The sequence below is a fragment of the Rhodovulum kholense genome (assembly GCF_003053725.1).
Lineage (GTDB): Bacteria > Pseudomonadota > Alphaproteobacteria > Rhodobacterales > Rhodobacteraceae > Rhodovulum > Rhodovulum kholense.
Genome location: NZ_QAYC01000001.1, coordinates 443722 through 470151, shown reverse-complemented (window position 1 = coordinate 470151; position 26430 = coordinate 443722). Strand labels below are relative to the sequence as shown.

25 protein-coding genes are annotated in these 26430 nt (G+C 67.6%); 7 read left to right on the top strand and 18 right to left on the bottom strand.

The features are described from left to right. Nucleotides 1-26: 26 nt before the first annotated feature. Nucleotides 27-677, bottom strand: a complete 651-nt coding sequence (locus tag C8N38_RS02185) for a DsbA family oxidoreductase (protein ID WP_108023454.1) — start codon at nucleotides 675-677, stop codon at nucleotides 27-29. Beyond that, complete coding sequence (locus C8N38_RS02180) at nucleotides 664-2193, bottom strand: class I adenylate-forming enzyme family protein (RefSeq protein WP_108023452.1); 1530 nt, start codon at nucleotides 2191-2193, stop codon at nucleotides 664-666. The genes C8N38_RS02185 and C8N38_RS02180 overlap by 14 nt, the downstream gene beginning before the upstream one ends. Nucleotides 2194-2254: 61 nt before the next feature. Here C8N38_RS02180 and C8N38_RS02175 point away from each other — a divergent pair, with 61 nt between their 5' ends. Next, the gene (locus tag C8N38_RS02175) at nucleotides 2255-2878 is read left to right on the top strand and encodes a helix-turn-helix domain-containing protein (RefSeq protein ID WP_108023450.1); all 624 of its coding nucleotides are present in this window, start codon (nucleotides 2255-2257) and stop codon (nucleotides 2876-2878) included. Nucleotides 2879-2883: 5 nt separating this feature from the next. On the opposite strand, the gene C8N38_RS21490 is transcribed toward C8N38_RS02175, so the two are convergent. Together C8N38_RS21490 and C8N38_RS02170 are read right to left on the bottom strand one after the other, a co-directional pair. Then, entirely contained in the window at nucleotides 2884-3009 is a 126-nt protein-coding gene (locus tag C8N38_RS21490; protein WP_146176213.1) for an entericidin A/B family lipoprotein, read from the bottom strand. A 1-nt stretch (nucleotide 3010) separates the two neighbouring features. Next, nucleotides 3011-4843, bottom strand: a complete 1833-nt coding sequence (locus C8N38_RS02170; RefSeq protein WP_108023449.1) for an extracellular solute-binding protein — start codon at nucleotides 4841-4843, stop codon at nucleotides 3011-3013. Nucleotides 4844-5243: 400 nt separating this feature from the next. On the opposite strand from C8N38_RS02170, the gene C8N38_RS02165 reads away from it, so the two are divergent. Together C8N38_RS02165 and C8N38_RS02160 are read left to right on the top strand one after the other, a co-directional pair. Continuing rightward, entirely contained in the window at nucleotides 5244-6017 is a 774-nt protein-coding gene (locus tag C8N38_RS02165) for a 3-hydroxybutyrate dehydrogenase (RefSeq protein ID WP_108023447.1), read from the top strand. A 7-nt stretch (nucleotides 6018-6024) separates the two neighbouring features. Continuing rightward, a complete protein-coding gene (locus C8N38_RS02160; protein WP_108023445.1) occupies nucleotides 6025-7068 on the top strand; it encodes a patatin-like phospholipase family protein in 1044 nt (347 codons plus the stop codon). Between the two features lie 21 nt (nucleotides 7069-7089). Here the strand turns inward: C8N38_RS02160 and C8N38_RS02155 are convergent, their stop codons facing one another. The 4 genes from C8N38_RS02155 to C8N38_RS02140 form a co-directional block, all read right to left on the bottom strand. After that, a complete protein-coding gene (locus C8N38_RS02155; RefSeq protein ID WP_245895487.1) occupies nucleotides 7090-7698 on the bottom strand; it encodes a LysE/ArgO family amino acid transporter in 609 nt (202 codons plus the stop codon). A gap of 19 nt (nucleotides 7699-7717) precedes the next feature. Next, nucleotides 7718-8494, bottom strand: a complete 777-nt coding sequence (locus C8N38_RS02150; protein WP_108023443.1) for a DUF502 domain-containing protein — start codon at nucleotides 8492-8494, stop codon at nucleotides 7718-7720. A 175-nt stretch (nucleotides 8495-8669) separates the two neighbouring features. Beyond that, nucleotides 8670-9569, bottom strand: coding sequence for a pseudouridine-5'-phosphate glycosidase (locus tag C8N38_RS02145; RefSeq protein WP_108023441.1), 900 nt, complete (start codon nucleotides 9567-9569; stop codon nucleotides 8670-8672). Next, nucleotides 9554-10456 carry a PfkB family carbohydrate kinase gene (locus C8N38_RS02140; protein ID WP_108023439.1) on the bottom strand — a complete coding sequence of 301 codons (903 nt, stop codon included), beginning with the start codon at nucleotides 10454-10456 and terminating at the stop codon, nucleotides 9554-9556. Before C8N38_RS02140 ends, C8N38_RS02145 begins: the two co-directional genes overlap by 16 nt. A gap of 222 nt (nucleotides 10457-10678) precedes the next feature. Between C8N38_RS02140 and rpsB the strand changes: the two genes are divergently transcribed. Next, the gene (gene rpsB / locus C8N38_RS02135) at nucleotides 10679-11455 is read left to right on the top strand and encodes a 30S ribosomal protein S2 (RefSeq protein WP_108023437.1); all 777 of its coding nucleotides are present in this window, start codon (nucleotides 10679-10681) and stop codon (nucleotides 11453-11455) included. Nucleotides 11456-11538: 83 nt separating this feature from the next. Further along, nucleotides 11539-12435, top strand: coding sequence for a translation elongation factor Ts (tsf, locus tag C8N38_RS02130; protein ID WP_108023435.1), 897 nt, complete (start codon nucleotides 11539-11541; stop codon nucleotides 12433-12435). A 122-nt stretch (nucleotides 12436-12557) separates the two neighbouring features. On the opposite strand, the gene C8N38_RS02125 is transcribed toward tsf, so the two are convergent. Then, nucleotides 12558-13919 (bottom strand): GGDEF domain-containing protein, encoded by a 1362-nt coding sequence (locus C8N38_RS02125; RefSeq protein WP_108023433.1) that lies wholly within the window; start codon nucleotides 13917-13919, stop codon nucleotides 12558-12560. Between the two features lie 177 nt (nucleotides 13920-14096). Here C8N38_RS02125 and C8N38_RS02120 point away from each other — a divergent pair, with 177 nt between their 5' ends. Next, nucleotides 14097-15476: a nucleotidyl cyclase domain-containing protein gene (locus C8N38_RS02120; protein WP_108023431.1), complete on the top strand. Its 1380-nt coding sequence runs from the start codon at nucleotides 14097-14099 to the stop codon at nucleotides 15474-15476. A gap of 374 nt (nucleotides 15477-15850) precedes the next feature. Here C8N38_RS02120 and C8N38_RS02115 read toward each other — a convergent pair whose 3' ends face one another. The 9 genes from C8N38_RS02115 to C8N38_RS02075 all read right to left on the bottom strand — a co-directional run bounded on the left by C8N38_RS02115 (nucleotide 15851) and on the right by C8N38_RS02075 (nucleotide 25817). Then, nucleotides 15851-16606 carry a LuxR family transcriptional regulator gene (locus C8N38_RS02115; RefSeq protein WP_108023713.1) on the bottom strand — a complete coding sequence of 252 codons (756 nt, stop codon included), beginning with the start codon at nucleotides 16604-16606 and terminating at the stop codon, nucleotides 15851-15853. Nucleotides 16607-17062: 456 nt separating this feature from the next. Continuing rightward, the gene (locus tag C8N38_RS02110; protein WP_108023429.1) at nucleotides 17063-18220 is read right to left on the bottom strand and encodes a cytochrome-c peroxidase; all 1158 of its coding nucleotides are present in this window, start codon (nucleotides 18218-18220) and stop codon (nucleotides 17063-17065) included. Nucleotides 18221-18395: 175 nt separating this feature from the next. Further along, entirely contained in the window at nucleotides 18396-19088 is a 693-nt protein-coding gene (gene phoB, locus C8N38_RS02105) for a phosphate regulon transcriptional regulator PhoB (protein WP_108023427.1), read from the bottom strand. 4 nt (nucleotides 19089-19092) lie between these two features. After that, entirely contained in the window at nucleotides 19093-19803 is a 711-nt protein-coding gene (phoU, locus tag C8N38_RS02100) for a phosphate signaling complex protein PhoU (RefSeq protein WP_425440007.1), read from the bottom strand. 25 nt (nucleotides 19804-19828) lie between these two features. Beyond that, nucleotides 19829-20626, bottom strand: a complete 798-nt coding sequence (gene pstB, locus C8N38_RS02095; protein WP_108023425.1) for a phosphate ABC transporter ATP-binding protein PstB — start codon at nucleotides 20624-20626, stop codon at nucleotides 19829-19831. A 25-nt stretch (nucleotides 20627-20651) separates the two neighbouring features. Beyond that, nucleotides 20652-22037 (bottom strand): phosphate ABC transporter permease PstA, encoded by a 1386-nt coding sequence (gene pstA, locus C8N38_RS02090; RefSeq protein WP_108023423.1) that lies wholly within the window; start codon nucleotides 22035-22037, stop codon nucleotides 20652-20654. After that, the gene (gene pstC, locus C8N38_RS02085; RefSeq protein ID WP_108023421.1) at nucleotides 22034-23497 is read right to left on the bottom strand and encodes a phosphate ABC transporter permease subunit PstC; all 1464 of its coding nucleotides are present in this window, start codon (nucleotides 23495-23497) and stop codon (nucleotides 22034-22036) included. The genes pstA and pstC overlap by 4 nt, the downstream gene beginning before the upstream one ends. A gap of 78 nt (nucleotides 23498-23575) precedes the next feature. Next, on the bottom strand, nucleotides 23576-24610 hold the full coding sequence (locus C8N38_RS02080; protein WP_108023419.1) for a substrate-binding domain-containing protein: 1035 nt from the start codon (nucleotides 24608-24610) through the stop codon (nucleotides 23576-23578). A 166-nt stretch (nucleotides 24611-24776) separates the two neighbouring features. Further along, nucleotides 24777-25817: an ATP-binding protein gene (locus C8N38_RS02075; RefSeq protein ID WP_170120292.1), complete on the bottom strand. Its 1041-nt coding sequence runs from the start codon at nucleotides 25815-25817 to the stop codon at nucleotides 24777-24779. A 209-nt stretch (nucleotides 25818-26026) separates the two neighbouring features. On the opposite strand from C8N38_RS02075, the gene C8N38_RS02070 reads away from it, so the two are divergent. After that, the gene (locus tag C8N38_RS02070; RefSeq protein WP_108023417.1) at nucleotides 26027-26407 is read left to right on the top strand and encodes a hypothetical protein; all 381 of its coding nucleotides are present in this window, start codon (nucleotides 26027-26029) and stop codon (nucleotides 26405-26407) included. Nucleotides 26408-26430 lie beyond the last annotated feature (23 nt).

The window sequence follows — 26430 nt, the reverse complement described above, 5'->3', positions numbered from 1 at the left end:
CTGTGCGTCAGTGCACGGTTCGCGGATCAGTGCGGCCCGGCGGCGGTCGGTGCGCCCGCGAGTTCGGCGATGACGTCGAGCCAAAGCTCGGTCGGCTGCGCGCCCACCAGCACATGGGTATCGGCCAGGATGAAGGTCGGCACCCCGCTCACGCCCCGCTCGCGCGCATGGGCGTCGCGGGCGCGCACCTGATCGAGATCGGCGTCGCTGGCCAGAAGCCGCGCGACCATCGCCCCGTCGAGCCCGGCCGAGGCGGCCAGATCGGTCAGCACCTCCGGGTCGCCGATATCGCGGCCCTGCTGGAAATAGGCCTCGAAAAGCGCAGTCACGACCTCGGTCTGGCGGTGCTCGATCCCGGCCCAGTGGATCAGCCGGTGCGCGTCGAGCGTGTTCGGCGTGCGCTCGATGGCGGCCAGGTTCAGCTCGACCCCGGTCTCGCGGGCGCGGCGGTCGATTTCGGCATAGGCGCGGACGGCCTCGGTCTGGCCGCCGAACTTGGTCTCGAGATAGGCGCGCCGGTCCATGCCCGCGCGCGGCATGCCGGGGTTCAGCTGGAAGGGCTGCCAGGCGATGGTGAAAGGATGGTCAGGACGTTCGGAAAGGGCCGCGTCCAGCAACCGTTTGCCGATCAGGCACCAGGGGCAGATCGGATCGGAGAAGATATCAAGCCGGATCATGCGCGGCCTCGTGGGTCTGCCGGATCAGGCGGCGGTTGAGCTTGCCATTGGGGTTCTTCGGCAGCTCGTCGAGATGGACGTAAAGCCGGGGCTGCTTGTAGCGCGCCAGCCGTTCGGCGGCGAAGGCGGCAAGCTCGGCCTCGTCCTGCGGCGTGCCGGTATAGAAGGCGGCAATGACGGTGGTGTCGGCCTTGACCGCAATCTCGGTCGCGGCGACCTCGTGGATGGCTGGGTGTTCCATCAAGGCGCGTTCGACCTCCAGCGGCGAGACCCGGACGCCGCCCGCGTTCAGCATGTCGTCGCCGCGCCCCAGATAGGTGATGGCGCCGTCCTCGGCCATTTCGACCATGTCGCCGGTCAGGAACCATTCGCCCGCGAACCGCGCGCGGGTCTCGGCCTCGGCCTTGAGATAGCCCAGCATCAGCCCCGGATCGCGGTTCGAGACCGCGAGCTGCCCGGGCTCGCCCCGCGCGACGGGGGCGTTGTCGGGGCCCAGAACGGCGATGCGGCGCCCGGTCTGCGGATAGCCCGAGGCCGGAAGCGGCGCGGGCCGCGCCGGGCTGCCCGAGACGAAGGTCGAGCATTCGGACATGCCGAGCGCCTCATAGACGAAGGTGCCGGTCGCCTCGCGCCAGGCGGCCCGGGTGGCTTCGGGCATCTTCTCGCCCGCGGACAGCCCGTGGCGCAGCTTCGGCAGCACGATCTGCGGATGCGCCTTCAGCATCTGCCGGTAAACCCCCGGCGCGGCGGCGAAGAGGGTCGCATCGAAGCGGCGCAGCAACAGCGGCAGGTCGCCCGGTTGCACCCCCGGCGCCGGGATCAGCGCGGTCGCGCCGATGGCCCAGGGGTCCAGAAGCCCGGTGCCCAGCGTATAGGTCCAGTTGAACGCCCCGGCATGCAGCAGCCTGTCCTCGGCCGAAAGCCCGTACCAGCCCTCCCACATCATCCGCCGCGCCCAGACCGCGCGGTGCGCATGGATCACGCCGCGCGGCTGGCCCGAAGTGCCAGAGGTATAGACCACATAGGCGGGGCGGTCGGGATCGCCCGGCACGTAGTCGGCGGGCGCGTGAGTGTAAAAGCCGCGCTGGGTCTCGATATCCAGCACCGGCGCGGGGCAGTCCTCGGGCAGCGCCACGTTCGGCCCGGCGAAGATCGCCACCGGCTCGATCTCGGCAGCGAGCTTGCCGATCTCGATGCGCGTCAGCATCGCCGAGGTCGGCACCGGCACCAGCCCGGCGGTGATCGCCGCCAGATAGGCGATCGGAAACTCGACCCCGTTGCCCAGCCGCAGCAGCACCCGTCCGCCCTCGGGCAGGCCCATTGCCAGCAGGCCTGCGGCAAGGCCGCGCACCGCGGCCTCGAGCCGGGCATAGGACCAGCGTTCGGCGCCATGCGGGCCGACGATGGCCAGCGCCACCTTGTCGGGCGACAGCGCGGCGGGGGCCAGCACATAGGCGGCCAGGTTGAACGGGGCGGGGCAGGGCGCGGGCGCGCCCTCATCGAAGATCGCGTGCATGCCAGAGGTGCTAGCCGCGCGACCTTGCGGTTGCAAGGGGCAAGCTCTAAGAGCGACGCGCATGGACGAGGAGAGCGAACACAGCCTGATCCGCATCGCCCGTGCCCAGGGAGAGGCCGAGGCGGCCGAACCGCTGGATCTGGGGCGCCGGGTGCGCGAGCTGCGCACCGAGAAGGGCTGGACGCTGGAACAGGCGGCCCGTCAGGCGGGTCTTGCGCGCTCGACGCTCTCGAAGATCGAAAACGACCAGATGTCGCCGACCTATGACGCGCTGAAGAAGCTGGCGACCGGGCTGGGCGTGTCGGTGCCGCAGCTGTTCACGCCGATGCGGGGTGCGCGCGCGGGCGGGCGGATGGCGGTGACGCGCACCGGCGAAGGCGCGGCCCATGCGACGGCCACCTACGAACACGAGCTGATGGCGGGCGCGCTGGCGCGCAAGCGCATGATGCCCTACCGGACCCGGATCCGCGCCCGCGACGTGGCCGAGTTCGACGGCTGGGTGCGCCACGAGGGCGAAGAGTTCATGTATGTGCTGACCGGCGTCGTGCGGCTTTACACCGAATTCTACGCGCCGGTTGACATGCGCCGGGGCGACAGCGCCTATTACGATGCGACCATGGGGCATAATCTGGTGTCGGTCAGCCAAGAGGATGCGACCGTGCTGTGGGTGACCTCGATCGAGTGACGCCGTCAGAGCGCGTTGCGGACGGCGCGGGCCCCGGCCGAGATGTCCTTGCCCACCCCCTCGACGGTCGAGCATCCGGCCATCGCGAGCGCCAGCACCACAAGAAGCAGACGGGGCAGAAGTCGGGACATCTCAGTTCTCCTCGGACCACCAGACATCGGGCAGGAAGCCGACCCAGTCGCCATAGATCGGGATCGTCTCGGGGTAGTGCAGCCGGGCGGCATGGGCAAGATGCGAGCTGGGCGCGTACCAGATCGGGATGACATAGCGCCCGGTGGTCAGCACCCGGTCGAGCGCGCGGGTCGCGGCGATGAAATCGTCCCGGTCGGTGGCGTTCAGCAGGGTCCGGATCATCGCCTCGGCTGCGGGGCTGTCGATGCCCATCCAGTTGCCGGTACCGGGCTCGGTCACGCCGGCCGATCCCCAGTACAGCCATTGCTCGTTGCCCGGCGAGAGCGACAGCGCGCGGGCGTAGACCGTCATGTCGAAATCGTAGGACGCGGTGCGCTGGACATATTGCGCGGTATCGACCTGGGTCACGCGGACGTCGATGCCCATCCGGTGCAGCGCATCGGCGAAAAGCGTCACGATGCGTTCGCTGTCCGAGGCGCCCTGCACCAGCAGGATCTCGAACCGGAAGGGCGCGCCGTCGGCGTTTCTGAGCCTGCCCCCGGGGCCGACCGTCCATCCGGCCTCGGCCAGCCGCGCCAGAGCTGCGCGCAGGTTGCGCCGGTTCTGCGGCCGCCCGTCCGAGACCGGCAGCGCATAGCCGTCAAGCGCGCCGGGCAGCAGGCTGTCCGCGAAGGGCTCCAGCAGGTCACGCACCTTGCCTTGGGCCGGGCCGGGCCGCATCCCGAGTTCCGAATTCGAGAAATAGGACGCGATCCGGGGCTGGGTGCCGCCGGTCAGGGTCTGGTTGATGAATTCGAAGTTGAAGGCGAGCATCATCGCATCCCGCACCCGCCAGTCTGCGAAGATCGGCCGCCGCGTGTTCATCGCCAGGCCCGAAATGCCCGAGGGCCGGTGGTGCGGGATCTCGGCCTTGACGATGCGGCCGTCGCGGACCGCCGGAAAGTCGTAGGCGCTCTGCCAGCGGGCGTCGTTCGTTTCGCGGTAGATATCGACCTCGCCCGCGGTGAAGGCCGCGAACAGCGCAGCCCCGTCGGCGTAATAGTCGTGGCGGATCTCGTCGAAATTGTGCTGGCCGCGGTTGAAAGGCAGATCGCGCCCCCAATAGTCGGGGTTCCGGCGCAGGCTGACGAAGCGGCCCGGCTCGACCTCCGAGACCACGTAAGGCCCGCTGCCGATCGGCGCCTCGAGCCCGCTCCGGGCGAAGTCGCGGCCCTCCCATTGCGCCTTCTTCAGGATCGGTCTCAGCCCCAGGATCAGCGGCAATTCGCGGTCGGGGGCGTCGAAGGTAAAGCGCACGCTGCGCGGCCCCACGGCCTCGGCCCGGGCGATCTTTTCATAGCCGTTGCGATAGCGCGGATGGCCGAGCGTGCCCAGCGTCTCGACCGACCAGAGCACATCCTCGACCGTCACCGGGCTGCCATCCGAGAACCGCGCCTCGGGCCGCAGGGTGAATTCGACCCAGTCGCGCTTCGGGCCGGTGGTGACGGTTTCGGCCAGAAGACCGTAAAGCGTGAAGGGCTCGTCCCAGGACCGGCCCAAAAGGCTTTCGAAGCTTTCATGGCCAAGCGCCCAGGGCGCGGTGCCTTTCAGCAGGAACGGGTTCAGGCTGTCGAAACTGCCGGTTTCGCCCAGCACGATCCGCCCGCCCTTGGGCGCGTCGGGATTTGCATAGGGCAGGGCCACAAAATCCGGTGGGAGAGCAGGGGCGCCATACATAGCGATGCCATGGGCGGGGGCAGGTGCGGGGACGTCGGCCAGACCGAGCCCGGCCGAGAGAATCATGCCGAGTGCTGCGCCTGCGACTCGTGCCGCGCGAAGGGGGGTGCCTGTCATGGTGCTCGGGCCTTGTTCCGGCTGGGCCTTGTTTTGCTTGAGCCGGAGCCTACGCGGAGCACCGTGGCTTTTCAAACTTTTAGCTTGGCCCTCGGCGCCGGATTGCGTATAAAGAACCCACTGCTCGATAGGTTTCTTGCCTGTATGAAACCTGCCTCAATAACTTAACGCCCGCCTCGTGCGGGCGTTTTTTTCTGGGCTTTCCAGACATATCCCGGGCAAGAGAATCGGTCAGGCGCGGTACCGCTTCGGGCCCCGGCCGCAGCGGCAATTGCCTACAGTCCGCGGCCGGTCGAGCCAATTCACTTCGGCTCCCGTTCGCGTGTGTTTCCCTGCTATGCCGCCGTCCCCGCGCCATGTAGGATTTCTGCAACTGCAGCATTCACGAAAGGGGTTTCAAATGTCGCTTGCCGGAAAAACCGCCATCGTCACCGGGTCGAACTCGGGCATCGGGCTTGGCGTCGCGCATGAACTGGCCCGGGCGGGCGCCGACGTCGTGCTGAATTCGTTCACCGACCGCGACGAGGATCACAAGCTGGCCGAAGAGATGGCCGCGCAGCACGGGGTGAAGGTCCGCTACATCAAGGCCGACATGTCCAAGGGCGACGACTGCCGCGCGCTGATCGAAAAGGCAGGGGCCTGCGATATCCTGGTCAACAACGCAGGTATCCAGCATGTGGCCCGGATCGAGGCGTTTCCGGTCGAGAAATGGGATGCGATCATCGCCATCAACCTCAGCTCGACCTTTCACACCACCGCCGCGGCGCTGCCGATGATGCGCAAGGCGGGCTGGGGGCGGATCGTCAACATCGCCTCGGCCCATGGCCTGACCGCGAGCCCCTTCAAAAGCGCCTATGTCGCCGCCAAGCACGGCATCGTGGGCTTCACCAAGGTCACCGCGCTGGAAACGGCCGAAGAGCCCATCACCTGCAACGCGATCTGCCCGGGCTATGTGCTGACGCCGCTGGTCGAGGCGCAGATCCCCGACCAGATGAAGGCGCACGACATGGACCGCGAGACGGTGATTCGCGAGGTGATGCTGGACCGCCAGCCCTCGAAGGAATTCGCCACGGTCGAGGAGATCGGCGGCACGGCCGTGTTCCTCTGTTCGGACGCCGCCAAGCAGATCACCGGCACGACGATCAGTGTCGACGGCGGCTGGACCGCGCTGTGAGGGCGCGATGACGACCCGGCGCATCAACCTGGCGCTGCAGGGCGGAGGCGCGCATGGCGCCTTCACCTGGGGCGTGCTGGACCGGCTGCTGCTGGACCCCGAGATCGAGATTGCCGCGATCTCGGGCGCCTCGGCGGGCGCGATGAACGGCGCGGCGGTCAAGGCCGGGCTGGTCTCGGGCGGCCGCGAGGCCGCGCGCGAGAACCTCGACTGGTTCTGGGAACAGGTGGGCGCGGTCGGCGACATGCGGCTGACCAGCTGGATGGCGGCCTTCCTGCCGGGCGCGGGGGCGGTGGCGCAGTTCATGGAACAGGCCCTGCCGATCTCGCTGATCGACAATGCAAGCCGGTCGGTCAGCCCCTATGCGCTCGGGCCGTTCTACCGCAACCCGCTGGAACGGGTGGTGCGCCGCTTCGATTTCGGCAAGGTCTGCGCCAAGGCCGAGCCGCTTCTCTTCGTCGGCGCCACCAATGTGCGGACCGGCAAGGTGCGGGTCTTCCGGGGCGACGAGATCGACAGCGACGTGTTGCTGGCCTCGGCCTGCCTGCCGACGCTGTTTCAGGCGGTCGAGATCGCCGACCCGGACACCGGCCGGACCGAGGCCTACTGGGATGGCGGCTATACCGGCAACCCGGCACTCTTTCCGCTGTTCGCGCCGGAACTGCCCGAGGACATCGTGGTCGTGTCCATCAATCCGATGGAGCGCGACGAGGTTCCGCGCACGCCGCAGGACATCCAGAACCGGATCAACGAGATCAGCTTCAACTCGTCGCTGCTGCGGGAACTCCGGGCGATTTCGCAGCTCGAACAGCTGATCGCCGAGGGCCGGATCGATGCGGGCTCGCTGAAGGTGCCGCGGATTCACATGATCTCGGATGACGGGATGATGAACAGCCTCAGCATCGTGACCAAGCTGATGCCAAGCCCCATCGTGCTGGCCGAGCTGAAGGAGGCCGGACGGGCGGCGGCCGAGCGGTTCCTGCACGAGGTCAAGCCCGCCTTGCAGACCGCGAGCAGCGTGAACCTTCAGAGGATGTGCGAAGGCACCTGAGCGGGGGTCAGGCGCCCAGGTTCAGCTTTCCAGGATCAGCCGCGCCGCGATGGCCCACATCACCGCGGCGATCAGCGCGTCAAGCACCCGCCAGGCGACCGGGCGGGCCATCGCGGGGGCGAGGACGCGCGCCCCGTAGCCGAGCGCGAAGAAGAAACAGAACGAGGCCAGGACCGCCCCCAGCGCGAAGGCCTCGCGCGCGGCGCCCGGGTCGAATTCGGTCGAGACGGCGCCGATCAGGCCCAGAGTGTCCAGATAGACATGCGGGTTCAGCCAGGTCAGCGCGGCGGCCGTGCCCAGCACCGCCCAGACGCTGCCCGCCCGGCCCTCGGCGGTCAGCCGGTGCCCGCCCTGCCAGGCGGCGCGGGCGCGCAATGCGCCATAGACGATCAGGAAGGCGGCGCCGCCAAGGCTCAGCGCCTGCGGCAGCCAGGGCAGGGCGCCTGTCACCGCGCCAAAGCCTGCGACCCCGGCCGCGATCAGCACCGCGTCCGACAGCGCACAGAAAAGACACAGCGCAAAGACATGGCTGCCCAGAAGCCCCTGACGCAGAACGAAGGCGTTCTGCGCCCCGATGGCAAGGATCAGCGACAGCGAGGTCGCGAATCCGGTCAGCCCCGGTCCCAGCACGGTCACGCTGCGGTCGCCTTCAGGCGCCGAGCCGTTCGCGCTGGCGCGGGCGCCGGGCGGCCTCCTGCACGGCGCGCGGGGCCGCCGCCGCCGCCGCGGCCAGAACCCGGGGGTCTTCGGGCGCCACCAGCCCGGCCGAGATCACCAGCTTGGCGGCTTCCTCGACGCTCATCTCAAGCTCGATCACCTCGCTTTGCGGCACGAACAGCAGAAAGCCCGAGGTCGGGTTGGGCGTGGTCGGCAGGAACACCGACAGCAAGGGATCTTCGCCCGGGATCACGCGCTTGATCTCGCCCTTGGCGCTGGTCGAGACGAAAGCCAGTGCCCAGATCCCCTGACGCGGATATTGCACCAGAACGACCCGGTCGAAGCTGGTCTCGGTCTGGGCGAAGACGGTCTCGGCGATCTGCTTGAGCCCGTTATAGACCGAGCGGATCACCGGCATCTGCCCGACGACCCGTTCGCCCCAGCCGATGAAGGACCGCCCGACCATGCCCTTGGCCATCCAGCCGACGACCAGGGTGAAGATCAGGAAGAAGATCACGCCGAGGCCGCGAATGTCGATGCCGATATATTGCTCGGGCTGGAACTTCTGCGGCACGAAGGGCAGCACGAAGCCGTCGATCCAGCCGGTCACGGTCCAGATCAGCCAGACGGTCAGGCCAACCGGGGCGATCACCACCAGCCCGGCCAGGAAGTTGTTGCGAAGCCGCGCCAGCACGCCGCGCCAGAACGGGCGCGGTTGCGGGTCCTGCGGTTCGGGATGGTCGGCAGAGGGCTCTTTGGTCTCGAACATGTGTGGCTGAAATCTCCCGTGTCGGACCATACCTAGGCAGGGGTCTGCCGCCCGGCAATAGCCGCGCCGAGAAGCGGTGAGGATTTCGGCGCCAGAGGGGCGCGGACCGGGCATTCCGCCGACCGCCTGCCCGTTCGCCGGGCGGTGCGGGACCGGGAGCAGGCGGCGGGCGCGCTCAGGCGAGGCGGAGGGCGATTTCGGCCGCGAGCCGCGCATTCGCGCGCACGAGCGCGATATTGGCCTCGAGCGTGCGCCCGCCGCTGAGCTCGTAAAGCCGGGCCAGCAGGGCCGGGGTCACGTCCTTGCCCGAGGCCCCGGCCGTGTCGGCCATCGCCCGGGCGATCATCGGCTCGATCTCGGCGCGGGGGATTTCGTCTTCCTCGGGGATCGGGTTGCCGACAAGCTGGCCGCCCGGCAGGCCCAGCAGCCCGCGCATCCGGTGCGCGGCGGCGATCTCGGCGGCGCTGTCCATCCGGAGCGGCGCGGCCAGCCCGGACGAGCGCGACCAGAAGGCCGGGAAGGCGTCGCTTTGATAGGCGATGACCGGCACGCCAAGGGTTTCCAGCACCTCCAGCGTCTTCGGCAGATCGAGGATCGCCTTGGCTCCGGCCGACACCACCGTCACCGGCGTCTGCGCCAGTTCCTGCAGGTCGGCCGAGATGTCGAAGCTGGTTTCGGCGCCGCGATGCACGCCGCCGATGCCGCCGGTCGCGAAGACCGCGATCCCCGCCAGGCGGGCGCAGATCATCGTGGCCGCGACCGTGGTCGAGCCGGTGATGCCGCGCGCCAGTGCCGCCGCCAGATCGGCCCGGCTGAGCTTGGCCACGCCCTCGGCCCGGGCCAGCGCCTCAAGCGCGTCGGGCGCCAGTCCGGCATGGATCCGCCCGCCGACGACGGCGATGGTGGCAGGCACGGCGCCCGCCGCGCGCACCTCGGCCTCGACCGCCAGCGCGGTTTCGAGATTGCGCGGCCAGGGCATGCCATGGGTGACGATGGTGCTTTCCAGCGCCACGATGGGCGCGAAGGCGGCCTTGGCGTCGGAAACTTCGGGCGAGTAGCTCAGCGAGAGGGGCATGGATCGTCCTCGGCGGTGACATGACGGGTGGCGGCGGCAAGGGCTGCGGCAAGCGCCGCCCCGGCAGGGGCGCCGCCCAGTTCGGCGGCAATATGGGCGGCCATCAGCGCATCGCCCGCGCCGGTGACATGGGCGGCCTCGACAGGCGCCGGGCAGGCGGCGACCAGCCGGTCGTCCGACGCGAAGGCGGCCGCCCTCGCGCCATCGGTGACCAGCACCCGCGCCGCGCCCGCGGCGCGCAGCGCGGCGGCTGCGGTGGGGGCATCGGCAAGCTCGCGCCCGAGGATCAGCCCCGCCTCGGCCCGGTTCAGATAGAGCGTCGCCCCGGGCCGGGCAAGGAAGGGCGCGATCCGCTCGGCCTTGCCGGGGCTTGCGGGCGCCACGCGCAGATCGGCGGCGGCGAAGGCCGGATGGGCTGCGATCCCGGCCAGAAGCCCGGGCAGCAGGTTGCCGTCCAGCACCACGGTGCCCGCGAAAGGCCGGTCGGGCGCACCGAGCGGGCCGTCGATCAGCGGAGCCAGCACCGCGGCTCCGGCGGCCTCCAGCCCGCCCGCATCGGCGATGGCGGCCACGAGCCCGGTCGCATCCTCGATCGCCATATAGATGTCGGTGGGCCGCGCGCCGCGGCGAAGCCAGCGGGTCTCGATCCCCAGCGCGGCGGTGGCGGCGATCAGCGCCGCGCCTTCGGCATCGCGCCCGACCGCCCCCAGCACCGCCGGGCGCAGCCCGTGGCGTGCCAGCGCCGCCGCGACGTTCAGCGCCACACCGCCGGGACGGCGCGCGATCCGGCCGGGGCGGTCGTCGCCCGGCGCCATCGGGCGGGGCGCGCGACCGATCACGTCCCAGAGGACGGCGCCGATGCAGAGAATGGGAAGTTCCGCGCTCATGGCGCCTTTCTGATCCGCGTCCCGGCCGGTGACAAGGCGCGCGATATGGGTATTTTCGCCAAGAAGAAGAGGCAGGGCTTGTGCGGGCGGCCAAATGAGGGTAAGCGCGCGTCACTTCGACAGGCGGGGCTGGGCCCTGCGGGGAGACATCCCGCAGCGGTCCGCCGGTTGGGCATCTGCCCTTGACGTCCCGCCCAGGCGCAAACCGGAAAGGACAAGGACATGGCGCTTCCCGATTTCTCCATGCGTCAGCTGCTGGAAGCTGGCGTTCACTTCGGTCACCAAACCCAGCGGTGGAACCCCCGCATGGCGCCCTATATCTATGGCGACCGCAACGGCATTCACATCGTCGACCTGACCCAGACCGTTCCGATGCTGGACCAGGCGCTGAACGTGATCCGCGATACCGTGGCGCGCGGCGGCCGCATCCTCTTCGTCGGCACCAAGCGGCAGGCGCAGAAATCGGTGGCCGAGGCGGCCGAGAAATGCGCGCAATACTACATGAACCACCGCTGGCTCGGCGGCACGCTGACCAACTGGAAGACCGTGTCGCAGTCGATCAAGCGTCTGAACGAGATCGACGAGCGCATGTCTGCCGGCGCCGAGGGCCTGACCAAGAAGGAACGGCTGCACATGGAGCGCGAGCAGACCAAGCTGCAGGCGTCTCTGGGCGGCATCCGCGAAATGGGCGGCCTGCCGGACCTGCTGTTCGTCATCGACGTGCGCAAGGAAGACCTGGCGATCCTCGAGGCCCGCAAGCTGGGCATTCCGGTGGTCGCGGTGGTCGATACCAACTGCTCGCCCGAGGGCGTGGACTACATCATCCCGGGCAATGACGACGCGGCCCGCGCGATCCAACTGTATTGCGACCTGGCCAGCCGGGCCGCACTCGATGGCATGAGCGCGCAGATGGATGCCGCCGGCGTCGATATCGGCGCGCTGGAAGAGGCGCCGGTCGAAGAGCTGCTGGCCGAGGCCGGGACCGCGGAAGAGGCCTGAGCCTCATCCGCTGTCACGGAATTGATACCGGGCGCGGCTAGAGCCCGCCCGGTCACCCAACGACTATCGAGGAGAGCCGAACCATGGCGATCACCGCTGCACTGGTGAAGGAACTGCGCGACAAGACCGGCGCGGGCATGATGGATGCCAAGAAGGCGCTGACCGAAACCGAAGGCGACATGGACGCCGCGGTCGACTGGCTGCGCACCAAGGGTCTGGCCAAGGCCGCCAAGAAATCCGGCCGCACCGCCGCCGAGGGCCTGGTGGCCGTCGTCGTCGAGGGCGGCAAGGGCGTCGCGGTCGAGGTGAACTCGGAAACCGACTTCGTGGCCAAGAACGCCGAATTCCAGGCGATGGTCGCGGAGATCGCCAAGGCGGCCATCGCCGTCGATGACATCGAGGCGCTGAAATCGGCCGATCTGGGCGGCAAGACCGTCGCCGACACGCTGACCGACAAGATCGCCACCGTCGGCGAGAACATGACGCTGCGCCGGATGGCCAAGATCGAGGGCGACCAGCTCGTGGCCTATGTCCACAACGCGGCCGCCGACGGCATGGGCAAGATCGGCGTTCTGGTCGCGATGACCGGCGGCGACGAGGCCTTCGGGCGTCAGGTGGCGATGCACGTCGCCGCGGCGAACCCGGCGGCGCTGTCCGAGGCCCAGATGGACCCGGCCGTGATCGAGAAGGAACTCGCCGTCCAGACCGCCAAGGCGCTGGAAGAAAACGCGGGCGCCGCGAAACCGAAGCCCGAGGCGGTGATCACCAACAACATCATCCCGGGCCGGATGAAGAAATTCATCGCGGAATCGACCCTGATGGGGCAGGCCTTCGTGGTGAACCCCGACCTGACCGTCGAGGCTGCCGCTCAGGCGGCCGGTGCCACCATCACCGGCTTTGTCCGGATCGAGGTCGGCGAAGGCATCGAGAAGGCCGAGGAAGATTTCGCGGCCGAAGTGGCGAAAGTCGCTCAGGGCTGATCCTGCCGCACGGCACGGACCACCCGAAGACATGGCGGCGCGGCACCCGGACGGGGCTGCGCCGTTTTCGTTTCTCGCTTTAGGTTCCTCGCTTTCCGTGTCTGGAGGGGCAGCGGGCCGTTTCAGGACACCAGCCGCGTCGGCTCGGTCGGGTCGGCGGTGGGCAGCGGGGCGGTATCGGCCTGGCAGAGCGCGGCGGCCGAAACGACGCGGTTGCGGCCGCGGATCTTGGCGGCATAAAGCGCCTCGTCGGCCCGGCGGATCGCCGCGGCGATGCCGACCTCGCCGGGATGCACCATGCTGACGCCGAAGGAGGCGGTGACCGGACGCGCCGTCGCGCCGATCCGCATGGGGTCCCGGGCGGCGATGGCCTGGCGCAGCCGTTCGGCGGTCTGCACCAGCAGGACCTCGGCCGAACTGGTCATCACCACCAGGAATTCCTCGCCCCCCCAGCGCACCAGCAGATCGCCGTTGCGCACGTTCCGGGTCACGGTCTCTGCGATGTCGCGCAAAAGCCGGTCGCCCGCGTCATGGCCAAGCGCATCGTTGACCGCCTTGAAGTGATCGAGGTCGAACAGAACGACCCCGCGCGCCTCGTTGCGGGTGCCCAGAGCCGCCGACAGACCGCGCCGGTTCAGGGCGCCGGTCAGCGGATCGTGACGCGCGGCATGTTCCAGCGCGAGGCTAGATTTCTCCATCAGATGGCCGATGCTCAGCACCAGTGCCAGCATGATCCAGCCGATGAAACCGAAGGCAAGCTCCAGCGCCAGATGTGTGGCGGGATCGGGCCGCACGTTGAGGAAATAGAGAAAGCCCGACATCCAGGGAACGACCAGCGCCCCGGTGACCAGCGCGCGGGTATAGGTGCCATAGCTGGTCTGGGCGAAAAGCGGCCGCAGGAACGGCTGGTCGCGCAGCTTCAGCGTCTGGGCCGAGCAGACCAGCACCATGGTCGCGAGCGCATAGGGCGACATTTCTCCGCGCCAGAGCGTCAGATTGAACGCGAGCTTGAGAATGCCCATGGTGGTCGCGACCCAGGCGGCAGCCAGGAACAGCAGCGCGGTCTGGCGCTGATACGGCTCGGCCAGCAGTCCGAGATTGAGCACGGCGAGCGCGAAGGAGATTTCGACCGACAAGATGCCGCGCAACCCCATGTCTTCGATCGATGCCTCGATCCGGGGATGGCCCACGATCTGCACCCAGCCGGGGACCGACGCTTCCAGAAGCCGCTCGACCGCCAGAACCGCTATGATGGCGGCGATCATGCGGATCGGTGCGTTGCGGCTCAGGGTCTGCGGGCCGGTCAGGAAGACCAGCCCGAAAAGCGCAAAGCCGATGGCCGGCAGGGGATGGAGCGCCGCCGCGCTGTCGTCGGGGGGAGACAGGAGATTCTGGATGAGCCCGAAACCGATCACAAGAAGGATGGCAAGGCCCAGAACGCGCATCGCTCCGGATTTCCGCATTGTCAGGCCACTGATCCACATCGTACAGCTCGCTCGTCACCGTTTATGCGGCAGAATTGGGCAGCGATAGGTTTAATATTTGGTTACGCGCCGCACGCTATTTCGTCCTGTCGCGCAATCTTATTAACCTTAACTGCAGATTAGGGTCAAAATATTACGGTTTTCGGGCCGAGATCTTGCAGCCTTGGGGGCCACACCGTGCCCAACCTCGCCGCCTTTCCCGCCCATGCCCTGTCGCGTCAGGCGCTTCGCCTGCTTGGTCTTGCCATGCTGGTCGCGGCCCTGGCTGGCGCGCTGCCGGTGTCGCTGATCCCGCCGCATCGGGAGGCGGCCTCGCTTCATCCCGCCGCCGCAGCCGGTTTCGCGCTGTTTGCGCTGTCGCTGCTTGGGCGTCGGCCCGCCGGACGGTCTTTGACGATCTGGACCGGGCTCGGGCTTGGCGCCGCTCTGATCGGCGCGCAGGGGCTCCTTGAGGCCTTGCTGCCCGGCTGGCCGCAGGCGATCTCGGGCACGTCGTTGCCGGGGATGCTGGCAACCGACGCCGGTTTCGACCTGCCATCGGCCTATGCGGTGCTGACCCTGAACCTCGGCCTCGCGGTCAAGCCCTTCAGTAGGGGCGCGGCGCTGGCGCTGCTGGCGGCCGCCTGGACGGGGATCTGGTGGGTCGCGATGGGCACGGTCCTCGCGGCAGCGGACGGCCGCCAGCCGGTCGCGGCCTTCGGACTTGTCTGCATGCTGTTGGGCGGTCTTGCCCTGGGGCATGTGCTGCGGGCCGATCCCGTCCTGCGCCCGCTGTTCGCGCGGGGCCGCCACGGGCTCCGGGCGCGCGGGCTTCTCGGGCTGGCGCTGGCGATGCCCTGGCTCGCCGGCCTGGCGGCCGAGCGGCTCTTTCCCGAGGCCCGGTCGGCCCGGCCCGCGCTCGAGCTGCTGATCGGCCTTCTGGGGGGGGCGCAGGTTGCGCTGGTGCTGGCGCTGGCCGCCAGCATGGACCGCGTCGTCCGCGCCGAGGCCCGGACCGAGCGGTTCGACCCGGTCGCCGGGCGCGCCAGCCGGTTCCGGCCCGACCGCGACCTGCTGGACGGCAAGGGCCCGGTCGGGGTGATCCTTTGCGCGCCCGCCGGTCACGGGACGGCAACCGGTCCCGGCGACGGGATCATGGGCCGCGCGCTTCAGGTGGCCACGCGCACGCTCAGGGACGAAGACAGCGTCGGCCGTTGGCGCGGGCGGAACCTGCTGGTGGTGGCCCATGTGCCCAGCGAGACGGAGCTTGCCCGGATGGCCGAGCGTCTGGCCCGGGCGCTTGCCCCCGACCTGCCGGAGGCCGCCATCGGGCTCAGCATGGCCGCCTTCGACGAGCCAAGCGTCGAGGCCGCGCTGCGCCGGGCCGAAGGCGCGCTTTACATTGCCGAACGCCGCGGCGCCCGGCACCCGGTGCGCGCTTCGGGCCTGGCGGACGGGACCGACCCGTCCCGACAGCGATCCGGAGGGGCAGGGGACCGGTGCGGCCCACAGCGAGTCGCCCGTGACCCGAAAACGAGAGATGGACGGATAACCGGGGTGACTGTGCGCGAGGGATGAAAGGGGCGGCAAACCCCCCTTAACTTGCTTGCCGCCCCTTGAGCCCTTTCGCGAACCGCCCGCTGGGGTGGGCGACCCTGCCGAAAAGGTGCAGGCTCTGACCGCCAAAAAAAACGACCACAACCTGCTCCGGTTTCCCGGTTCGGCGCTCTCCGCGAAATCGCGCGGTTTCTCGCCGAGACTGTTCCTTGGCCCAAGGCCACCACTCACGGAACGGTGAAAATCTGCCGGTCTGGCGCCAATAAGTGTAGTCAGGGAATCCCTACTTCCGGGGAAGCTGAAAATTAAGGGAATTCAACCCCAAGGCGAAGCCTCTTCGCGCACTGCGACCTCCGATGTAACGTCACGTCACTTCGGGACGGGCAATCACCGGTCTAGGGCGACTCGGCGCGGAAGATCTGGTTCTGGAACCAGGCTTTCAGGACCGCCTGGGCTGTCGTATCGACATCCAGCGCCTCGCGTGCCAGACGCAGGTGCTTTTCCACCGTGGCCTGGGTGACCCCGAGGATGGTGGCGATGTCGAGCGTGGTCTTGCCGTCGCCGACCCATTCCAGCACCTCGCGCTGGCGCGGGGTCAGCGGCGGGCGCTGTGCGGCATAGGGCAGGTTGTGCACCTTCAGGTGCATCACGTCGTTCATCAGCTGGATCACGTCGCCATGTTCGGCCCAGATCCGGTCGACATCGTCCTGGTCGAGCCCGGGCCGGGCCGCAAGCCCGATGGCGCCCTTGGCGCGGACCGAGATTTCGCTGAAGCTGATCGTGTAGCCCGCGACCACGCCCATCGAGCGGTTGAATTGGAGCACTTCCAGCTCTTCGGGCGGAAGTTCGCCCCGGGCCATCCGCTCGGCGATGATCCGCCAGCTGCTGGTGCCTTCGTTCCGCGAGGCCCAGCGGACCATCGGGGCATTCATGTAAAGCCCTTTGTCGACGAAGGCGCGGACATAGTCCGGCGAATGGTTCGACAGGACGATAACGTCGTCGCGGTCGCCGAAGCTGTTGGCGGCGCGGAATCGCGTGAACCCGTAGATCAGTCGGTCGAACCCGAAATCGGCCATCTTCTGGGTGTGCAGCGCCCAAAGCTCTTCGATGCTGCGCGCAGCGATCAAGGCGCTCAGATGTTCAAGGCTCATGAAGACCTCGACCTCGCGGTTCCGGAAGCGCACAGACGCACGGACACGGTTTGCCGAACTCGACCCAACATGACTGACCCTCCACACATGCCATTTTGTTAGTTCAGGTAAGCGGCTCCTGTCGAGCGCTGCCGCGCAGCGTAACTGTGCGCAAGACCAGCGGGCGAAACGTCCCGTTTTCCGGGATCGGCCTTGCAAACGGTGCGGTAGCCGCAGTCTAGCCCTTGTTATCATGGCACTTTGTTCCACTCAACGGAACATGATGCCCGTGACGCCGGGAAACGGTCGGCTGGATCCTGGGTTGAATTGGTCGCAGTCGGAGTCGCGCGGCTTGAAGCGATTTAGGTTACATAATCATGATTATCCGCCTTGCCTGACCGCTCGACTGGCGCTGCCCCGGCTGTTTCCAATGGCGCGGCTCGCGCTTAAAGCGCCGAGGACCTGCGTTCGGCCCTCTTACTTTAGCAGATCCTCATAACGGCGATCGGTCAGAGTCGCGAGAAACGCCACCAGCGCGTCGATCCGCTCGTCGTCGAGCGCAGGTCCGGTCGTCAGTTCGTCCATCGACAGCGTGTCCGGCACTTCGGGCGCGGCCCAGGGTGCGCCGGTCTCGGGATTGATCTGCCGCGCCGCCGCCTTGCTGTTGTATTTGTTGTAGAACAGGATGACGGTCCGCAGATCCTCGAAGACGCCGTTATGCATGTAAGGCCCGGTCACCGCGACGTTGCGCAGCCCCGGCACCTTGAACTTCCCCGCCTCCGCCGGGTCGTCGACCGCCGGATTGGCCAGCAGCCCAAGATCGGTCGCGGTGACGCCGGTGACCGCACGCGCGGCCGTATTCGCAGGCACACCGATATTGTGATAGCTGTAATCGGTGAAGGTCTCGTCCGCCGCCATGGGCGAGCTGCGCAGCTGGTGGCAGAGATTGCAGTTGGTGAACTGCTGCGAAAAGAACAGGACACGCCCCAGTTCTTCTTCATCCGTCAACTGAACTTCGCCCCGCAAGTATCTGTCATACCTGGAATCGAAGGGCGCGAAGAGGTCGGTCGCCTCGAAGGCTGCGATGGCCGAGGTCGCGGCGCGATAGACGGCCTCGGGGTCCGAGGCGGTCCCGGGGCCGTAAAGCGCGTCGAGCGTTGCGCCGTAACGCGGGTTTTCCAGAATGCGCGCGGCGGCCTCGTTCACATCGGCCAGCCCCATCTCGATCGGGTTCAGAGGCGGCCCGCCCGCCTGCTCGGCCAGACCGGCGGCGCGGCCGTCGTGGAACTGGCCGCCGACATAGCTGCCATCGGCGCGCCGGGCGAAGGTCGGCGAGAACATGGCATAGGCGGCGGTCGGTGCGTTGCGGTCGCCCAGCGAGTGGCCGTCTGCCCCCAGCGACACCGCCCGCCCCGCCGCGGTCGGCCTCGGGTCGGTGAAGGCCCGGGCCGGATCGTGGCAGGTGGCGCAGGCCTGGCTGCGGGTCTTCGAGAGGTTCACATCGAAGAAGAGCGCCTCGCCGAAGGCCTCTGGCGTGGCATAGGGACCGGCGGTCGCGCCTCCCTCTTCGGCCGAGGCGAGGCTCGCCGCGGATATGAAAACTGCCGCTGCGGTGGCGATGCCCGGTCGTCCCATGTGCCTTGTCCCTGTCAGCCCGGAGCCGGTCTGGTGGTCGGATCTTTGCGCCCCAGGGGCAGCGCCCCGGCGACACCCGCCCAGCATAGGCCGACGTCGCGCCGGGATCAATTCCTGACAGAAAAAATCGGGAAGCCGCCGGGCGCCCGTGCAGCAACCGGTCGGCACTGAAAGCTCAGCCCAGTGCGTAGCCCGCGCCCCGCACGGTGCGGACCGGATCGGACCCGCCATGCTGGCAAAGCGCCTTCCGCAGACGCCCGATATGGACATCCACGGTGCGGGTATCGACATAGATGTCGCGCCCCCAGACCCGGTCAAGCAATTGCTCGCGGCTCCAGACCCGGCCGGGCTTTTCCATGAAGGTGGACAGCAGCCGGAATTCGGTGGGCCCGAGTTTCAGCGGCTTGTCGGACCGGAACACCTTGTGGGTTTCGGCATCGAGCAGGATATCCTCGAATTCGAGCCGCTGGCCGACGGCGGCCGGGCGCGTGCGCCGCAGCTGGGCGCGCACCCGGGCCATCAGCTCGACCACCGAATAGGGTTTCACCACATAATCGTCGGCGCCGGTTTCCAGCCCCCTCACCCGGTCGACCTCTTCCGACCGGGCCGAGAGCATGATGATCGGCACGCCGCGGGTATCGGCGCGCGATTTCAGGCGGCGGCAGACCTCGATCCCCGAGACCGAGGGCAGCATCCAGTCGAGAACGATGATGTCGGGCGCCTGCTCGTCCACGAGCAAAAGCGCCTCTTCGCCGTTCTCGGCCTTCGACACCCGAAAGCCCTCGGCCTGAAGGTTGTAGGCCAGGACTTCACGCTGGGCGGGCTCGTCCTCGACGATCAGGACCGTGGGCTGTTCGGACGGGCTCATGCGGTCAGCTCCGGCCCGCATCGACCGAGGTGCGGTCGGCTTTCGGGCGTTCGTCCTCGGGCAGATGGCCGGTCGCCAGATAGATCACCTGCTCGGCCATCGAGGTCACATGGTCGCCCATCCGCTCGATGTTCTTGGCGATGAAATGCAGATGCATGCAGGCGGTGATGTTGCGCGGGTCCTCCATCATGAAGGTCAGGAATTCGCGGAACAGCGCATTGTACATCTGGTCGACCTCCAGATCGCGCTGGCGCACGTCCTCGGCCAGTTCGGCATCGCGCTGGATATAGGCGTCCAGCGCGTCCTTCAGCATCAGTTCGACCGCCTTGGCCATCCGCCGGATCGCGCCGGCCGAGCCTTCCATCGGCGCCATCTGCACCAGCACGCCGGTGCGCTTGGCCATGTTCTTGGCATAGTCGCCGCAGCGTTCCAGATTGGCCGAGATCTTCATCACCGACAGCACGGTGCGCAGATCGCCCGCCGAGGGCTGGCGCAGCGCCAGAAGCCGCGCGGCCTCTTCGTTGACCTTCTCTTCCAGCGCGTCGATGGCCTTGTCGCCCTTGCGCACCCGTTCGGCCAGCTCCTCGTCCCGGGCCTCGAGCGAATTCGCGGCCTCCAGGATCGCGGTCTCGACCAGACCGCCCATCTTCATGATGAGCGCCTGGATCGATTCAAGATCGCGGTCGTAGGATTTGACGATATGCGGGTCCTTCATCACGTCCGACATTCTGGAACCTTTCTCAGCCGATCCGGCCGGTGATGTAGCTTTCGGTGCGGGGGTCGGTCGGATTGGTGAAGATGTGCCCCGTCTCGCCATATTCCACCAGGCTGCCCAGATGGAAGAAGGCCGTCTTCTGGCTGACCCGCGCGGCCTGCTGCATCGAGTGGGTCACGATCACCACCGAATACTGGCCTCGCAGCTCGTCGATCAGTTCCTCGACCTGCGCGGTCGCGATCGGGTCGAGCGCGGAACAGGGCTCGTCCATCAACAGCACCTCGGGTTCGGTCGCCACCGCCCGCGCGATGCACAGCCGTTGCTGCTGGCCGCCCGACAGCCCGGTGCCGGGCGCGTCGAGCCGGTCCTTGACCTCGCCCCAGATCGCGGCACGGCGCAGCGAGCTTTCGACGATCTCGTCGAGATCGGCCTTGCAGCGCGCCAGCCCGTGGATGCGCGGCCCGTAGGCCACGTTGTCGTAGATCGATTTCGGGAAGGGGTTCGGCTTCTGGAACACCATGCCGACCTTGGCGCGCAGCTGCACCGGATCGACCCGCTTGTCGTAGATGTCCTCGCCATCCAGCCGGATATCGCCCTCGACCCGGCAAATGTCGATGGTGTCGTTCATCCGGTTCAGGCAGCGCAGGAAGGTGGACTTGCCGCAGCCCGAGGGGCCGATGAAGGCGGTCACGGTCTTGTCCTCGATGTCGATATCGACATCCCTGATCGCATGCGTGTCGCCGTAGTAGACCTGGCAACCATGCGCCGCGATCTTGATGTCCCTCGTCACCGTCGTCCTCGCAAGATCTGGATTGTCGTACATGTCTTAGATGTCCTTTCGCGGCGCTCTACCAGCGGCGCTCGAAGCGGCGGCGCAGGATGATGGCGATGATGTTCATGGTCATCAGGAACAGAAGCAGGATGATGATGCCGCCCCAGGCCCGTTCGTAAAAGGCCGGGTCGGCCCGTTTGGCCCATTCGTAGATCTGCGCGGGCATGGCCGAGTTCGGCGCGAGAAAGCCCGAGATCGCCCCGTCGGGATAGTTCGAGGCGATGAAGCCCACCATCCCGATCAGCAGAAGCGGCGCGGTTTCGCCAAGCGCCTGCGCCAGCCCGATGATGGTGCCGGTCAGGATGCCGGGCATCGCCAGCGGCAGCACATGGTGGAACACCGCCTGCATCTTCGAGGCCCCGACCCCCAGCGCCGCGTCGCGGATCGAGGGCGGCACCGCCTTCAGCGAGGCCCGGGTCGAGATGATGATCGTCGGCAGGGTCATCAGCGTCAGCACCAGCCCGCCGACCAGCGGCGCCGATTGCGGCAGGTGGACGAACTGGATGAAGACCGCCAGCCCGAGGATCCCGAAGACGATCGAGGGCACCGCCGCGAGGTTCGAGATGTTGACCTCGATGATGTCGGTAAAGCGGTTCTGCGGCGCGAACTCTTCCAGATAGATCGAGGCCGCGACCCCGATCGGCAGCGACAGCGCCAGCACCACGATCATCATGTAAAGCGACCCCAGCATGGCGACGCCCAGCCCCGCCTGTTCGGGCCGCGCGTCAGAGGCGTCGGGCCCGGTGATGAAGGCCAGGTTGAAGCCCTTGGTCGCGACGCCCGCCTCGCGCAGCTTGTCGATCAGGTCCAGATGGACCGCGTCGAGGTTCTTGTCGCGCTCGATCGACTCGCGGCTGACGCGACCCTTGAGATAGCCATCGACCCGTGACGAGGCGAGGATGCGTACCGCGACCGTCTGCCCGATCAGGCTTGGATCGGCCAGCACCATGTCGCGCAAGGTCGAGCGGGCGCCATCGGAAAACAGCTTGTCGAGCGGCGAGGAAAAGCCGGTGACCTTGGCATCGGCCAGCGGCGTGTCGATCCCGTGCGTCTCGATCTCGCGCAGCATCGCCGCGCGCAGCAGCGGCGAATAGGCGAAGGTCTTGACCGACTTGATGTCCTCGAGGTCGCGATTGCCGGTCTTGTCCAGCACGTCCTCGCGGAATTCGATCTGCAGCGTGTAGCCCGTCTGCTGGAACGCGCCGATGCCGTTCGAGAAGATGGCGTAAAGCAGCGCCGCCAGGAAGAACAGGCCGACCCCGACCGCGGCGATCCCGTAAAGCCGGAACCGGGCCTCGGCGGCGTTGCGGCGGCGGGTGCGCGCGTCGGCCTCGAGCAGAGAACCGGTGCGGGCGGGCCGGGCCGGGCCGGACGATGCGTCGGTGAAGGGGACGTCGGTCATTCGTACTGCTCCCGGTACTTGCGCACGATGTAAAGGGCGAAGACGTTCAGCCCAAGGGTGATGACGAACAGCGTCATGCCAAGCGCGAAGGCGACCAGCGCCTCGGGGCTGGCGAAATCGGCATCCCCGGTCAGCTGGCTGACGATCTTGGCGGTGACCGTGGTCATCGCCTCGAACGGGTTCAGCGACAGGTTGGCCGCGGCCCCTGCCCCCAGCACCACGATCATGGTCTCGCCGATGGCGCGGCTCGCGGCCAGCAGGATGGCACCGACGATGCCCGGCAACGCCGCCGGAAGGACCACCTGCCGGACGGTTTCCGACCGGGTGGCGCCAAGCCCCAGCGACCCGTCGCGCATCGATTGCGGCACCGCGTTGATGATGTCATCGGACAGCGAGCTGACGAAGGGGATCAGCATGATGCCCATCACCAGGCCCGCGGTCATGACGGCCGTGCCCGCCTGCATGATGCCGACCCCGTCCTGACCAAAAACCTTCAGCAAGAGCGGACCGACGGTCAGCAGCGCGAAGAGGCCGTAAACGATGGTGGGAATGCCCGCCAGCACCTCGATCATGGGCTTGGCGAAGGCGCGGACATGCGGCGAGGCGTATTCCGACAGGTAGATCGCCGCGAACAGCCCGATCGGCACCGATACGGCAAGCGCGATGATCGAAATATAGAACGTACCCCACAGCAGCGGCAGGATGCCAAGCTCGGACCCGCCGCCGAAGCTGGGGCTCCAGGTCGTGCCGAAGAAGAAGTCCCAGGCAGGATAAAGCCGGAAGAAATCGATGGTGTTGAAGACCAGCGACAGCACGATGCCGATGGTGGTCAGGATCGCGATGGTGGCCGCGAAGATCAGCACATAGCGGATGCCGGTCTCGACCGTGTTCCGCGCCCGGAAGCTGGGCGTCGTGCGGATCAGCGACAGCGCGACCCCCCCCAGGGCCAGCGCCAGAACGACGCCTGTCATCGCCAGGCTGCCCTCGCCCGCAATCCTGCGGTAGCGCTGGGCGGCGTAAAGCTCGGGCGCGCCGACCGTCGATCCCAGCGCCACGCCGACCGCGCCAAGCCGGTTGCGGACATCGGTGAACTCGGCCCGGATGTCGCGGGCCTCGCGGTGGGTCATCGCGCCCTCGGCCACGGCCTTGTCCAGCCCCTCGGCGATGCGCCGCACGTCGCTCATCACCAGATCGCGCGTGGTGCCTTCGGAAATGGCGCTGTCGGGCAGCATCGCCGACACTCTCGCGTCGACCACGACGGGCTGCACCAGAAGCCAGATGCCCAGCAGGAACAGCGCCGGCACGACGGTCAGCAAGGTGACATTGGTGCCGTAATAGGAGGGCAGCGAATGCAGCAGGCGAATGTCGCCCCCCGCCCCGCCCAGGGCGCGGCGCCGGCCCAGGACAAAGCCGAGGGCGCCGAGGGCAAACACGATGAGCACGAGCCAGAGAACAGGCATGACCGCTCCGTCTGTCGGATGAAACAATCTAAAAGACGGAAGGGCGGCGTGGGCGCCGCCCTTCCGGACCTGCCGAGCTTAGTTGCTCATGGTCTCTTCGTTGGCAACCTTCGCCTGGGTCGCAGCCAGTTCCGGGTCCGACACCAGGCCATAGGCAGCCAGCGGGCCGTCGGGGCCGGCCATTTCATCCGACACGAAGAATTCGGCGAATTCCTTCAGGCCGGGGATCACGCCGATATGGGCTTTCTTGATGTAGAAGAACAGCGGACGCGACACCGGATACTCACCCGAAGCGATGGTCTCGGTCGAGGGAGCAACGCCCGACATGGTCGCGACTTTCAGCTTGTCGGTGTTGTTCTCGTAGAAGGCCAGTCCGAACACGCCGATGGCGTTCGGGTTGGTGTCGATGCGGGCCAGGGTCTCGGTATAGTCGCCGTCGATATCGACCGACTTGCCGTCGGTGCGGACCGCCTTGCAGGCCTTCTCGGCGTCTTTCTCGTCCATGCCCATGCCGACCATCGCGTCCAGCGCGCCGGTGGCCTTGCAGCCCTCGATCAGCACCTTCTCTTCGAAGACCTCGCGAGTGCCATGCTTGGTGCCGGGGATGAAGGCCGCGATATCGACCGCGGGCAGGTCCGGGTTGGCATCGGCCCAGGTGGCGGCGGTGTTGGCGACCATCTTGCCGTCGACCGGCAGTTCGGCGGCCAGCGCCTTGTAAAGGTCCGAGGGCGTGAAGGCGGTGAAGGCCGGGCCGTTCAGCTGGCTGGCGAACACGATCCCGTCATAGCCGATGCGGACCTCGATGATGTCCGAGACGCCATTGGCCTTGCAGGTCTCGATTTCCTTGTCCTTGATCGGACGCGAGGCGTTCGCGATGTCGATCGAGGTTTCGCCGACGCCTTCGCAGAAGCGTTTCAGACCGGCCGACGACCCGCCCGATTCCACGACCGGGGTCGGGAAGTCGAAGTTCTCGCCGAAGGCTTCGGCGACGATCGAGGCATAGGGCAGCACGGTCGAGGACCCGGCAACCTGGACGTTGTCGCGCGCCGCGGCGGCGGTCGCCGAAACGGCAGCGATGGCGAGCGCCGAGGCGGTCAGTTTCGCAAAGGACATGAATAGCTCCTGATTGGTTTCGGCCGCGGGACTGCGGGCGGCCTCGGCCCGGGTCCTAGACCTGCGGCGCCAACCTTTTGTGACAGAGACGTAACGGTTTTATGACAGTCGTCATATTCGGCTGCGACATCTCGGGGCTCCGCTTTCGCCTTGCCACCATGGGTTGTCAGGCCATCGGCAGCATCACCGAAAACGTGCTCCCCTCGCCCGGTACGCTGTCGATCCGGAATCGGCCGCGATGGCGGTTCACGATATGCTTGACGATGGCCAGCCCCAGCCCGGTGCCGCCCATCTCGCGCGAGCGGTGGTTGTCGACCCGGTAGAACCGTTCGGTCAGGCGCGGGATATGCACCGGATCGAACCCCTCGCCCCGGTCGATCACGTCGATCCGCACGCCGGGGCCGCGAAACGCCAGCTCGCGCTCGGACCGGGTCAGGACCAGCCGCAGCACCCCGCCCGAGCCGCCATACTTGATGCCGTTCTCGATCAGGTTGTGAAACACCTGGGTCAGCTGGTCCTCGTCGCCCAGCACATGGGCCGCGTCCTCGGCCCCCTCCAGCGTCATCTCGACCGCCGCGTCGCGCGCCAGCGACCGCAGGGTCTGCACCGAGGTCCGCAACAGCGCGGCGACATCGACCCGCACGCCGGGCCGCATCCGCTCTTCGGCCTCGACCCGGCTCAGCGACAGCAGATCGCTGACCAGCCGGTTCATCCGTTCCGCCTCGCGCGCCATGATCTCGAGAAACCGCTCGCGCGCGGCCTCGTCGTCCCTGGCCGGGCCGCGCAGGGTCTCGATGAAGCCCATCAGCGCGGTCAGCGGGGTTTTCAGCTCGTGGCTGACATTGGCCACGAAATCGCGGCGGATCTGCCCGGCCTGCTCGCGGTCGGAGATGTCGGCAAAGCTGAGAACGACCCCGCCGGCGGCGACCCCTTCAAGCGGGCTGGCGGTCACGTCATAGGTCGAATCGCGCCCCAGATCGCTGCGCAGATAGCGCGCGCGCCGCGGCTGGCGCAGCCGCAGCGCCTCTTCCACACAATCCAGAAGCGCCGGATGGCGCAGCACGGTCACATAGTGACGCCCCCTGCCGCTGGGGCCGAACAGGGCCATGGCCGCATCATTGAGCGCGTTGACACGCTCGTCCCGGCCGATCAGCACCACCGGAACGGGAACCCCGGCAATAATCGACAACCCTAAAGAATCGTTCACTTTTTACCCCATCGCTGAAGACCGGCCCCGGACCGGCCATGACGTGACGGCTGGACGTGACGGAATCGACCTTTGGGCAATTGCCAGATTGCCCACCCACGCGCTATAGGCAGACTTGTGTACATGGCGTAATGAACAGCTTGACAGTGTTGTTGACGAGGTTTTCTGAAATTCGGCCGTGATGGCCAGTCGCCAAAAGGAGCGCGACTATGGAATATACAGGCCCCGGACAAGCCCCTCATGCCGAGCCCGGCGCAGGCCGCGGCGGAATGGCGCTTCTGATCGGTTTCGATCGGGTCGATCAGCCGGAAATCGGCATGCCCTTTGCCAGCGCGCGCGTCGAGCGGCTGCCCTACGGTCTGGTTCAGGCCGCGCTGTGCTCGGTGCAATCTGTCGACATGGTGGTCTCGCCGCTTCTGACCGAACAGTTCGACGCGATGGATCTGGCCACGCAGCTGGACCTGGGCGGATATCGCGGGCTTTATGTCGTGGTGACGCCCGTCGTGCCGAACCCCGAAATCATCCGGCGCGAGATCGCGGCGCTTTGCCCGGGCATCACCGTCCAGCTGATCCCCCGGGCGCGGCACTAGCGCCCCGCCGGTTGCGGCGCGCT

What these genes read in the sequence shown, in the direction of transcription:
- phoU (WP_425440007.1), bottom strand. Translation starts at nt 19,803, where the DNA reads ATGAAGGACCCGCATATCGTCAAATCCTACGACCGCGATCTTGAATCG.
- pstA (WP_108023423.1), bottom strand. Translation starts at nt 22,037, where the DNA reads ATGACCGACGTCCCCTTCACCGACGCATCGTCCGGCCCGGCCCGGCCC.
- phoB (WP_108023427.1), bottom strand. Translation starts at nt 19,088, where the DNA reads ATGAGCCCGTCCGAACAGCCCACGGTCCTGATCGTCGAGGACGAGCCC.
- C8N38_RS02150 (WP_108023443.1), bottom strand. Translation starts at nt 8,494, where the DNA reads ATGTTCGAGACCAAAGAGCCCTCTGCCGACCATCCCGAACCGCAGGAC.
- rpsB (WP_108023437.1), top strand. Translation starts at nt 10,679, where the DNA reads ATGGCGCTTCCCGATTTCTCCATGCGTCAGCTGCTGGAAGCTGGCGTT.
- pstC (WP_108023421.1), bottom strand. Translation starts at nt 23,497, where the DNA reads ATGCCTGTTCTCTGGCTCGTGCTCATCGTGTTTGCCCTCGGCGCCCTC.
- pstB (WP_108023425.1), bottom strand. Translation starts at nt 20,626, where the DNA reads ATGTACGACAATCCAGATCTTGCGAGGACGACGGTGACGAGGGACATC.
- C8N38_RS02125 (WP_108023433.1), bottom strand. Translation starts at nt 13,919, where the DNA reads ATGTGGATCAGTGGCCTGACAATGCGGAAATCCGGAGCGATGCGCGTT.
- C8N38_RS02115 (WP_108023713.1), bottom strand. Translation starts at nt 16,606, where the DNA reads ATGAGCCTTGAACATCTGAGCGCCTTGATCGCTGCGCGCAGCATCGAA.
- C8N38_RS02145 (WP_108023441.1), bottom strand. Translation starts at nt 9,569, where the DNA reads ATGCCCCTCTCGCTGAGCTACTCGCCCGAAGTTTCCGACGCCAAGGCC.
- C8N38_RS02185 (WP_108023454.1), bottom strand. Translation starts at nt 677, where the DNA reads ATGATCCGGCTTGATATCTTCTCCGATCCGATCTGCCCCTGGTGCCTG.
- C8N38_RS02160 (WP_108023445.1), top strand. Translation starts at nt 6,025, where the DNA reads ATGACGACCCGGCGCATCAACCTGGCGCTGCAGGGCGGAGGCGCGCAT.
- C8N38_RS02180 (WP_108023452.1), bottom strand. Translation starts at nt 2,193, where the DNA reads ATGCACGCGATCTTCGATGAGGGCGCGCCCGCGCCCTGCCCCGCCCCG.
- tsf (WP_108023435.1), top strand. Translation starts at nt 11,539, where the DNA reads ATGGCGATCACCGCTGCACTGGTGAAGGAACTGCGCGACAAGACCGGC.
- C8N38_RS21490 (WP_146176213.1), bottom strand. Translation starts at nt 3,009, where the DNA reads ATGTCCCGACTTCTGCCCCGTCTGCTTCTTGTGGTGCTGGCGCTCGCG.
- C8N38_RS02070 (WP_108023417.1), top strand. Translation starts at nt 26,027, where the DNA reads ATGGAATATACAGGCCCCGGACAAGCCCCTCATGCCGAGCCCGGCGCA.
- C8N38_RS02175 (WP_108023450.1), top strand. Translation starts at nt 2,255, where the DNA reads ATGGACGAGGAGAGCGAACACAGCCTGATCCGCATCGCCCGTGCCCAG.
- C8N38_RS02110 (WP_108023429.1), bottom strand. Translation starts at nt 18,220, where the DNA reads ATGGGACGACCGGGCATCGCCACCGCAGCGGCAGTTTTCATATCCGCG.
- C8N38_RS02080 (WP_108023419.1), bottom strand. Translation starts at nt 24,610, where the DNA reads ATGTCCTTTGCGAAACTGACCGCCTCGGCGCTCGCCATCGCTGCCGTT.
- C8N38_RS02140 (WP_108023439.1), bottom strand. Translation starts at nt 10,456, where the DNA reads ATGAGCGCGGAACTTCCCATTCTCTGCATCGGCGCCGTCCTCTGGGAC.
- C8N38_RS02170 (WP_108023449.1), bottom strand. Translation starts at nt 4,843, where the DNA reads ATGACAGGCACCCCCCTTCGCGCGGCACGAGTCGCAGGCGCAGCACTC.
- C8N38_RS02165 (WP_108023447.1), top strand. Translation starts at nt 5,244, where the DNA reads ATGTCGCTTGCCGGAAAAACCGCCATCGTCACCGGGTCGAACTCGGGC.